The organism is Streptomyces sp. NPDC111802 (assembly GCF_055634335.1).
The window spans coordinates 1-10,077 of sequence record NZ_JBVKCZ010000099.1 but is presented as its reverse complement, the minus strand read 5'-3'; the positions used below and the strand labels follow the sequence as shown (position 1 = coordinate 10,077).

Here is a 10,077-nt window from a genome sequence, read left to right as displayed (position 1 = left end):
CTCGCCCAGCGCGGCTACGGCGACGTCGAGCTGGTCAGGGCGGCCGAGGAGTCGATCACCTTCTCGCTGCCCAAGGAACTGCGCCGCGACCTGCGCGAAGAAGCCGTCTCGAAGGGGGCCGGCACATGAGAGCTTCCAGCCCAACCGTCGCCATCGGCGCAAGCACCGCCGGAATGCTCACTGCCTCCGAGCTCCACGCGACGTACCACGAGGTGCTCGTCCTGGAGCTTCACTGCTTCGCCGGCCGAATTCAAAGCCAGTCAATAGCCGCTCCTGAAAGTCTGCATGCCCAGTACCGACGGTTAGGTCCTGCACCGCGCGAGCAGCGTCTACGGCGCCCCCAGAACTCGCGCAGGAGTCGCGCGTGGACAGATTGATGGATTACGCGCTGCTGGCCTTCCCATATGGGGTGGGTGCCGGAGTGACCCTCGAGCCTCAGCCTGGAGGAGCGGCTCATGGGCCCGAGGAAAGTCGCGCACCGCACGGCATCACGCCCAACCATCCACCAGGAGGGTGCCGAGCAGGAGCTCGTGACCGGTGGCACGGCCTGTCCGTTGATCCCCGGGCTCACAGTGAGTCGGGCCGTGTGGCGCCCCGACGTGGAGAAGTGGTGAGTGGGCGACTGGCGGGGCTCACGCTGAGCATTTGGCAGCTGGTCATCCAAGAGGTCCGGACATGAGGAGCTCAGTTCGGATGATCGTCATCGGCGGCCCTACTTCACTCAGAGTTGGGGGAAATTTCGTATGAGTGGACCCGGACTGAGGAGAGGCTGGCCTGCGCCTGTCGGCGCAAGCCAGCCCGGCACTGCTGAGGAATGCGCACGGGCGCTGGTGTCTGGTCTGACTGCTCAGAATCAGATCAGCCCCTCCGTGTATGAGAGCGGACGGGTCGTTTCCCTGCTGCCGGAGCTGACAGGGCACGCCGAGCGGGTCGACTTCCTGATCGCCACCCAGCAGTCACAAGGGCATTGGGGGCCAGCGCATTCTGGATATGCGGTCATCCCCACTCTCAGCGCAATCGAGGCCCTATTGACTGTTGAGCAGCGAGCGCCGCACCAGCCCCGGATCGAGGCCGCAGCGCGCGGGGGGCTCCGCGGCCTCGCCGATCTTGCTGAAGCCGACCTGCCGGATCTTCCTGCCGCCGATCTCATCGTCGCCACGCTGGTTCCGCGTATCGAGCAGCACTTGGGTAGGAACCTGGTGAAGGACAGGCCGCATCAACTGCCCGGATGGGTAGCCGAGTTGGCTCGCCGCAGCGGGAGTAGATTGACTGCGCTGCGTTCCTTGCTCTCTGGCGGGGCGCAGCTTGAGAGCAAGCTCCTTCACGCAGTGGAGACTTTCAGTGAGCCCTCCTGGCTGGACAAGGTGCGGCCAACGGAAGCGGGCAGTGTCGGCGCCTCTCCTGCAGCCACAGCCGCCTGGCTGGCCAGTGCCAAGGCCTCCGAGCGCCCCGCAGCGGATGCGGCCCGCCGATACCTGCAGCGGGTGGTTCAGCAGTACGGGGGTCCCCTGCCCTGTGTCTGGCCCGCGCATACCTTTGAACGCGCATGGGTGCTGAACTGGCTGCTTCACTCCGGCATCAGGATGACGGTTCCCCAACATCTGCGGCGCAGTCTGCACGCCTCGCTGGAGCCCGAAGGGGCGGCGACGGCTCCTGGGTTGGTCCCGGACGCAGACACAACCAGCATGGTCCTGGCCACTCTCACCCTGCTCGGTGAGCCGCTCGACCTCAGCCCGCTGCTCCGGTACGAACTCGACACCCACTTCTGCACCTGGCCAGGTGAGCAGGGCCAGTCCGTCACCACCAACGCCCATGTGCTCGAAGCCTTGGGCCTCTACGTCCTCGCTCGTCCGGCTAAGAAGCAGCAATACACACCGACCATCCAGAAGGTCTCTGACTGGCTGTACGCCCGGCAACAGGACTGGGGCGGGTGGGAGGACCGCTGGCATGCCTCCCCCTACTACGCCACCTTCTGCGCAGCTCTCGCACTGCACCGCTTCGACGACACCCCATCCACACCCGCGCTGGGCATGACCGTGCGATGGCTGCTGGAGACCCAGCACCCCGACGGCTTGTGGGGGGTCTGGGGCGGTACGGCGGAAGAGACCGCCTACGCAGTCCATCTGCTTGTCAACCTCCCGGACTCGGATGCCCACAGCTCACAGGAAGCAGTCAGTCGGGCCCGAGCCCGTCTGAGCCGAACACCTCTGTACAAGAGCCACCCACCCTTGTGGCACGACAAAGACTTGTACACGCCTGAGGCGATCATCAACACAGCCGTGCTCACTGCCTGCCTGGAGAACAAGTGAAGACAACGATCAATCCAGATGCGGCTGTGCCCTTTGTCGACGTAGCAAGGCTCGAACCACTCGACCGTTCTCCACTGCCGCTGCCACCACAGATCCTGGACGTCGCGCAGAACATCCGTCGTGACCTAACCTCCTGGGCACAGGACTACCCAGCAGTCGTGCAGGGGCGAGCCGGAAGCATCCTGCAATGGATGCCATTGTGCGCTGCCGTCTCCTACGACGGTGCCCCGTACCGGACAGCTCTGGAGTTCGCCCGCCATTGCGTCGCGGTCTTCGCGTACGACGACGTTCTGGACGAAGAGACTGCCGAACACAACAGCCTGGAGGTCCTCCAAGCTTTCACACAGGAGTGGCTTCGTGTCCTCGCCACCCCAGGTGGTGAGGTACAAGTGCCAGCGGCCTGCGGGACGGGCCTCCGGCAGGTACTCCTGGCGCTCGTCGACAGCATGCGCCGCGTCATGGACTCACCCGAGGCAGACCAGCATCGACAGCGTTGGCACGGGCTATGGGAACAAGCCAGCAACGGGATGCTGCAAGAACTGGCCTGGCGACACCGGATTGGGCAGCAGCCGAACTTCGAGAGGTACATGCACATCGCTCGCTCTTCGATCGCCGTCGAAGCGACCCACTGGGCAGCCTTCATGACCAGCGCACCGGCAGGCATCCGTGCGGAGGAGACAGACCTTCTTGTCTCCGTCCTGAAGCGCGCCAGCTACATCATTCGGATTGCCAACGACCTGAGCACCGCAGAACGCGACCACCGAGGCAACGCCGCCAACGCGCTGCCCCTCGCCGCCGAGCTGTGGGCCTGCTCGATCCCCGAGGCCCGGAACCTGTTACGAAAGCACCTCGAACAGGAATTGCATCACCTTTTCGTCGCAACAGCCACCACATCAGCGATCGCGGACCACTATGGATGGATTGTCCGCAGCGCGGTGTTCGCTTGTCAGTGGTATCTAAACCGATACGAACTCGAACTCACCCCCGAAGACCTCCGAAGCCTTCCCCGGACGGACTGAGTTCTAGTAGCTGGGTATGCACCAACACACGTCGCGTGTAGGGCGAACGTCACTAGCCCCGACCACGCAGCCGACAGCCGACACGGTCATGGCCGCTCTACGCAGCTGGCATCCGGTAGGACGCGTCATTTCCGTCGCCCCCGCCCAGCATCGACATGACCCCGGAGCGACGAACAGCGTCGTCGACCACTACGCCGAGGGCGGCGTCTCCTGCGGGCCCCGTCGGTTCAGCACCTATACCCGTCTCGCAGGTGCGTCTGCCGGTGTTCATCTGGTCCGGGGGCGGACCATCTTCGAGGCCTGTGCGGCGGGCGGGGAGCTGATGCCGGGACGGCCGCTCCCGTAGCCCAGCCTGCCGTCGAGCCCGGCCTGCCAACCGGTGGCTCACTGTGCCCGCGCTGTACCGGCTCGCTTCCTACGACAACCCCGCCCCCTATGCCGCCCTGTGCGCACCCGCCGCCGATCACCTTCCGGCACCCCCCTCACCCAGCAGACAGCGCAGGAAGCTGCACTGTGCCTGGCTACCGTGACCGCCCACCCCGCTTGGCGCCGCCACTGCCTGGCCTGGCCTGATCGACTAGGTTCACGATTTGCTGGAGGCTCTTGGCGACTGGGGAATTGCTATCCTGCCGCCCCAGTGCTGGCTTCACATGATCTCTGTGCCATGAAATGGCTTCGGCGTTTTCGTGGTGGTCTGTACCGTAGGCTGCGAAATCATTGACGAGGTCTGTCACCTGTTCAAGGGTGGTGGATACCTCATTGCGTGGCGAGTGGGCGAAGTTTTCCTGTCTGCTATCCAATCCGGTGCAGTCGAGGCGAACGGCTCGCCGATGGGGTGCGCGCCAGGACAACGCGTAAGACATCGCCAGCCTCAACTGTGAAATGGCTCCATTGGCGGGGCGAGGCACGACGGCCTTGGCTTACCGTCTCATCCAAGGCTTACCGTCTCATCCAACTCGCGGGCTAGGGCGGGGACGCATAGATGGGGGGTGTCCCACGGTCCCACGGCTCCAGGTGTCCCGGAGGATGCCGCCTTGGCCGCGGAGAAGAGTAGTGGACTACACCCTCGAGGGTGGGTGGCGCAGGAGCCGCGATGGCCTGTGGTTCACAAACGCACAATGATGTGCCGAGTGTGCATGTCTCGTGCACCTGGAGTGTTGTTTCGCGGCCTGATTGAGGGCTGTACTTGCTGCGCTCCTTGTATTCGCCGTGACCTTCCAAGGGGCGGCCACTCCGCCTTTCCGCTGCGTCGTCAGCAATGACGGCCCAGTGGTCATCTGGAAACGTCGGACGTGTGGATCCGTTCCCGTTCGGGTCTACCGCCGCGACGCGGACATTGTCCTCGGCAGACAACTCGCAGTCGCCCGGATATCAATGTGAGGTATATGCCATGAAGATCTACCTAAGCGGAGGCCCTTCCGGCTTCCCTGAGTCCCTCCGCGCTTGTTCCGTGGAGGCTGCAGTCGAGAAGTGCACGGTGATATTCGGTAACGGCCGTGAGCATTTCGTATTGACCGATGAGCTCATTGAGTGCGGCGATGGACAGGCGCGGGTGGTCTATGAGTGGAGCTACCACACCGCCATCGCCGAATGATGCTCGGAAATGTGAATCAGAGAGGTAGAAAATCATGGACACGCAAGGCGGCAGCCGCCGCGGTGACGGGGACAGCCTGTCCGTGGCATCTCCCGCTGCCGTGGCGGTGGTGGGGGCTTCGTGCCGACTCCCCGGCGGAGTGGACTCCGCGACCTCTTTGTGGCAGCTGCTGTGCGAGGGCCGGGATGCAGTGTCGCAGGCTCCGTCCGGTCGTTGGGACCCCGCCGAGTTGGCGCTGTTGCAGGAGGAGTCCAAACGTGAGGTGACATGGTGCGGCGGGTTCCTGGACGGGGATGTGGCCGCCTTTGACGCGGAGGCATTCGGGATCGCTCCGCAGGAGGCGGACCTGATAGACCCGCAACACCGCCTGTTGCTGGAGGTGGCTTGGGAGGCGTGTGAGCACGCGGGTCTGCCTACCGAGGCACTCACCGGCACGGCAACGGGTGTGTTCGCCGGAATGTGCAATCCAGACTACTCCGCTTACTCCCACTGGCTGCCGGCGGGCGGTGGACCCTATTTCGTGACCGGCAACCAGTTCGGCCCCGCCGCTGGGAGGCTGTCCTACCTACTGGGCCTGCGCGGTCCCAGCCTGACGGTGGACACGTCCTGCTCGTCCGGTCTGGTCGCCGCGCACCTCGCCCGCCAGAGCCTGGGCGTCGGCGAGTGCGACATCGCCCTGGCCGGGGCAGTGAACCTGCTGCTCAGTCCACGAGTCCTCACGGCCTACAACGAGTTAGGGGTGCTCTCGCCCACGGGGCGATGCCACAGCTTCGACGAGGAGGCCGATGGATACGTCCGTGCCGACGGCTGCGTGGTGCTGGTACTCAAGCGGCTGGAGGATGCGCAGCGTGCCGGTGACCGGATACTCGCGGTGCTGCGCGGCACGGCCGTCAATCATGACGGAAGGACCTCCCGCTTCACCAAGCCCTCAGCACAGGCACAGCAGGAGGTGTTTCGCGCGGCACTCACCCGGGCCGGGGCCGATCCCGCACAGGTGGGCATGATCGAGGCGCATGGCACTGGCACTCCTGTCGGCGATCAGATCGAGTTCGCTTCGCTGTCTGCGGTCTACGGGACCGGTCTGGGACGGTGTGCGCTGGGATCGGTGAAGAGCAACCTTGGGCACACGGAGGCGGCGGCGGGAATGGTGGGTCTGCTCAAGGCGATTCTGGCTGTCCAGCACGGCATGGTCCCTCCCTCCTTGCACTTCCGGCGCTGGCCCCGGGGAATCGACCCGGTTGGGACCAGGTTCTTCATACCTACCAGCGCAGGGTCTTGGCCGGTGAAGGCAGGACCGCGTATCGCGGCTGTCTGCTCCTACGGTGTGGGCGGCACTAACGCCCATGCCGTGGTTGAGCAGCCGCCGCCCGCCGCGGTCTCAGACGCATCATGCGTGAAGAGCGGGGCGCTGCACACCTTCCTGCTCTCTGCGAAGTCCGCGCCGGCCCTGGAGGCGAGCTCCATCCGGCTGGCGGGCTGGCTGGCCGGACCTGGTGCATCATCCCCACTCCCCGATGTGGCACACACCCTGGCGTTACGCCGCTCTCACGCCGGGGAACGGCTGGCGGTACTGGCCCGCTCACGCGAGGAACTGGTGGACGGGCTGCGCGCCTACGCCGATGGCAAGCCGACGCCCGGCACAGTCAGTGACTTCTCCCGTGGACTTCCCGGCCGAGCACCGGTGTGGGTGTTCAGTGGGCACGGTTCACAATGGCCCGGCATGGGACGGGAACTTCTGGAGAGAGACCCGGTCTTCGCCCGTACTGTCGCTGAGCTGGATCCCCTTATCGCGGCGGAGTCCGGGTTCTCGCCACTCAACCTGATGCGCTCGGGTGCCGAGATCAGCCGGGTCGACCAGGTGCAGCCAATGATTTTTGCCATGCAGGTGGGCCTCGCTGCCACCCTGCGCTCGTATGGAGTGGAACCCGCTGCAGTCGTGGGCCACTCGATGGGGGAGGTCGCCGCCGCAGTGGTGGCAGGTGCTCTCAGCCTGGAAGACGGGGTGCGGGTCATCTGCCGTCGCTCTGCGCTGTGCGTCGCTGATGCCGAGGCAGGTACTGGCGCGATGGCGGCCGTAGGACTCGACCATGCCCGAGTCCGGGAAGAGATCGCTGATGCAATCGACGTGGATGTCTCCGTACTCGCTGCCCCTCAGTCCACCGTCATCGGCGGAAGGACGGCCGAGGTACGGCGTCTGGTCGACGGATGGGACGCCCGCGGCATCCCCGCCCGGATGGTCGCCGTGGACTTTGCCTCACACTGCCGGTTGACTCGCCCTCTGGCGGACGCTCTCGCTGCCTGTCTGCACGATCTGCGGCCGCGCCGACCCGAAGTGCCTTTCTACACTACAGTCCTGGAAGACCCGCACACCGAGCCTGCCTTCGATGCCGCGTACTGGGCAGCCAACATGGGCTGCCCAGTACGTGCCGTGAGCGCGACCGCTGCTCTGGCCGAGGACGGCTACCGCGTGTTCCAGGAGATCTCCCCCCATCCCGTGGCCGCCCACCCCCTGGCCCGGACACTCGAGGCCGTTGCCGACGCCGCCGTCTTGGCCACACTGCGGGCGGGACAGGACCAGGAACTCGGGCTGCGTAGCGCCGTAGCCGCCTTGCACTGTCTCGGCTACCCCGTGGAGTGGCAACGCTGGTATGCCAAAGGGGCACTGGCAGACGTCCCGGCAACCGCCTGGCAGCGACGCCATCACCTGATCGAACTGAGCGGGGCGCCCACGGTGGCTGCGACCGTGAGCAGTACGCCCGCCAACGACGCGGCCCCGGGCCCCACCGGTGAAGTACTTACCGAACTGTGGGCAGCCGGCCCAGGACCGGGTCGCCGGTCACTGCTTGAACGGCACGTGAGCGCGCAACTGCGCGTTCTGCTGCAGCTGCGCTCCCGGCGCATCGATCCGCACGCAAGGTTCTCTGACCTTGGCCTGGACTCGCTGCGCGCCGTAGAACTGCGGGGTCTGCTGCAGGAGAGCCTGAAGGCTCCCATCCCGGTCGCCGCCTTGTGGTCTCACCCGACCGCCCAGTCCTTGAGCGCGTACCTGGACGACCTGCTCGACACGGCCATGTCCTATGAACAGGAACAGGAGGAGCTGTGACCAACCCCCATGCGCGAGTCCACCGCCCACAGCAACAAGTGCCCAGAGGGTCCGTCACAACCCCCGGCCCCCTCGTTGGTGTCTGGTCGCTCGTCTCCTTCTCCATCCTTGACGAGGCTGGACACACTCTCCTTCTCCCCATGGGGCAGCATCCGGACGGCCTGCTCGTCTACACCGCCGACGGTTGTATGTCCGCACACTTACTGGATCCCAAGCGGCACTCTCCCAGCGCTGATGCAGGCGCTTCAGCCGAAGCGGCAATTCTGGTGGACGTGGCTGACGTCGAAGCCGTTACCAGCGCCAGTCCCTATGTGGGATACGGCGGCACCTACGAGTGCCGGGGAAGTGTGGTCGTGCACCATGTACGCGTTGCCTCCGTCCCGCAGTGGATCGCCACCCAGCAGGTGCGCCGCATGGAGCTGGACGGCGACCTGCTGACGCTGCGTTCCCCCACAACGCATAGCCGTGGCAACGAGCGGACTCCGTGCCTCGTTTGGCGCCGCCTGACTGGACCCGTGTGATGACCAGCTCCCACTCCGAGTTCATCGATCTTCCGGCAGGCCGGTTCCATTTCCTCGCATGGGCGACCGATCATCCGGTTGGGCCTCCTGTGGTCCTCCTGCATGCGAACGCGGGATCCGCCGCGAGCTGGTCGCGCCTGGGCCCCGCACTGGCCGACCTCTCACGTGTCTTTGCACCCGACTTGCGAGGACACGGCGCCAGCGTCAAACCACCGGTCGGTTCCTACAGTCTGCGCGAGGCGGCCGACGACATCCATGCCTTCGTCGAGGCACTGGAGCTGACCGAACCGCTGCTCATCGGACACTCCTGGGGCGCGGCCGTTGCCCTGGTTCTGGCCACGGGCGCCGAGTCCAACCGACCCGCCCCTGCCCTCTCAGGCCTCGTACTCGAAGACCCGCCTGCCGCCATGTCCCCCACACAGCAGAGTCAGCAGTTGCATGACCTGACCCGGGCCGTCATGATGCCCGCCGAAGAACTCCGAGAACTGCTCACGGTCGTCCACCCGGACTGGGAGGACGTTGACGTCCGCAGTTTGATCGCGGGATTCCAGGACGCGGACCCGGACATCGCAAGGAGCCTGGTCAGCGACGGAGCTCGATCCGGAGCGCTCCTGCCCCTGCTCGGCCGCCTCACCGTACCCACCCTGCTGATCCGGGCCGACCCCGCGCGCGGAGGGTCCCTGAACGCCGCAGAATGGACACAGGCCCGCCAACTGCTCCCCCCGGACAGCACGGCATGGGGCCCTCCCGGCGTCCCGCACGACATCCACCGTAACCAGTTCGACCAGTATCTACAGAGAGTTCGTGCATTCACCATTTCTTCAACGCGTATTGCCGGGAACTAGTGCCGTAACAGGCAACGTTCGCCCTGTTCACGACCTCGGTGGCAGCGTGCTTGTTCCGCCAGATGTTGTTGCGGCGAATCATGCTTCCCTGCTCTCGGTGGCTGGGTGTGATCGGTGCCGTCGAGGGTGAAGTAGCGCATGGCCGTGAACTGGGCCTCAATGCGGTGTAGGTCGGGGTGTGCGATCTCCATGTTGCTGTCTGCCGTCCACATCGCGACGCGCTGGCACCGCTTCGTTGTCAGGTGCGGAGAGTAGTTGTCGCAGCTGAGCGCAATGCGTATGCCTATCGGGTGCAGTGAGCGCAGGCAGCGGCAGAACTCCGGTACCTGGGCCTGGTCTTGCTCTCCTGATGTGCCCGAAGAGCTGGCCTTTGGCGATGTCGTAGGAGGCGAACAGGTGGTGCACCCCGTGCGGACGCGTTTAAGTCGCCCGGCGTCGGGGTCTGGGCTGGCCGTTGGGGTCTATGTGGCGGACCGCGCGTTGCCAAAATGGCATCCGGGACGCGGTTCGAGGTTGAACGGGTCGAACTTGTCCGTACAGAAAGCGAATTCGGGTCCGCGTTAGTACTGCAACGGTGCTTGTGCTGATTGGTGGGCAGGTTTATGGGCTGTGTCCGCGTCGCCTGTAGTGGCTGATGCGGGCTTGGTGTTGGCGTCGTCGACGCCAGTGTGACCAGTGCAGGATGT

Annotated in this window: 6 protein-coding genes and 1 pseudogene; all 7 read left to right on the top strand. The window is 65.4% G+C overall.

Annotated elements, in window-relative coordinates; all coding sequences use genetic code 11:
- Positions 1-129: pseudogene (locus ACZ7NC_RS43125) on the top strand (4-hydroxy-3-methylbut-2-enyl diphosphate reductase); the annotation flags it as partial.
- A gap of 701 nt (positions 130-830) precedes the next feature.
- Entirely contained in the window at positions 831-2,309 is a 1,479-nt protein-coding gene (locus tag ACZ7NC_RS43120; protein ID WP_471497422.1) for a prenyltransferase/squalene oxidase repeat-containing protein, read from the top strand.
- Positions 2,306-3,328, top strand: coding sequence for a terpene synthase family protein (locus tag ACZ7NC_RS43115; protein ID WP_471497420.1), 1,023 nt, complete (start codon positions 2,306-2,308; stop codon positions 3,326-3,328). Before ACZ7NC_RS43120 ends, ACZ7NC_RS43115 begins: the two co-directional genes overlap by 4 nt.
- 1,390 nt (positions 3,329-4,718) lie before the next feature.
- Positions 4,719-4,922 carry a DUF5988 family protein gene (locus ACZ7NC_RS43110; protein WP_471497417.1) on the top strand — a complete coding sequence of 68 codons (204 nt, stop codon included), beginning with the start codon at positions 4,719-4,721 and terminating at the stop codon, positions 4,920-4,922.
- A 34-nt stretch (positions 4,923-4,956) separates the two neighbouring features.
- A complete protein-coding gene (locus ACZ7NC_RS43105; protein ID WP_471497414.1) occupies positions 4,957-8,025 on the top strand; it encodes a type I polyketide synthase in 3,069 nt (1,022 codons plus the stop codon).
- Positions 8,022-8,546, top strand: a complete 525-nt coding sequence (locus tag ACZ7NC_RS43100; protein ID WP_471497412.1) for a lipocalin-like domain-containing protein — start codon at positions 8,022-8,024, stop codon at positions 8,544-8,546. Before ACZ7NC_RS43105 ends, ACZ7NC_RS43100 begins: the two co-directional genes overlap by 4 nt.
- Positions 8,519-9,391 (top strand): alpha/beta fold hydrolase, encoded by an 873-nt coding sequence (locus ACZ7NC_RS43095; protein WP_471497410.1) that lies wholly within the window; start codon positions 8,519-8,521, stop codon positions 9,389-9,391. The genes ACZ7NC_RS43100 and ACZ7NC_RS43095 overlap by 28 nt, the downstream gene beginning before the upstream one ends.
- Positions 9,392-10,077 lie beyond the last annotated feature (686 nt).

Coding starts and splice junctions, on each gene's coding strand:
- ACZ7NC_RS43105 (WP_471497414.1), top strand. CDS start 4,957: ATGGACACGCAAGGCGGCAGCCGCCGCGGTGACGGGGACAGCCTGTCC.
- ACZ7NC_RS43110 (WP_471497417.1), top strand. CDS start 4,719: ATGAAGATCTACCTAAGCGGAGGCCCTTCCGGCTTCCCTGAGTCCCTC.